The organism is Dactylosporangium aurantiacum (assembly GCF_000716715.1).
GTDB lineage: Bacteria > Actinomycetota > Actinomycetes > Mycobacteriales > Micromonosporaceae > Dactylosporangium > Dactylosporangium aurantiacum.
Window position 1 is genome coordinate 1 of the sequence record NZ_JNYJ01000184.1, and the last position, 286, is coordinate 286.

Annotated in this window: 1 protein-coding gene; it reads left to right on the top strand. The window is 69.6% G+C overall.

All coding sequences use genetic code 11. From position 1 onward, the window contains the following. A partial coding sequence (locus OP18_RS50840; protein WP_033368069.1) for an NAD-glutamate dehydrogenase domain-containing protein occupies nt 1-286 on the top strand: 286 nt, incomplete at both ends.

Genomic DNA, 286 nt, shown 5'->3' on the forward strand with positions numbered 1-286 from the left:
GTCGACCTGTTCTGGAACGGTGGGATCGGCACCTACGTCAAGGCCACCAGCGAGTCGCACGCCGACGTCGGCGACAAGGCCAACGACTACCTGCGGGTCAACGGGCGGGAGCTGCGCGCCAAGGTGGTCGGCGAGGGCGGCAACCTCGGCCTGACCCAGCGCGGCCGGATCGAGTACGCGCTCGGCGGCGGCCGGATCGCCACCGACTTCATCGACAACTCCGCCGGCGTCGACTGCTCCGACCACGAGGTCAACATCAAGATCCTGCTCGACCGCGCGGTCGCCG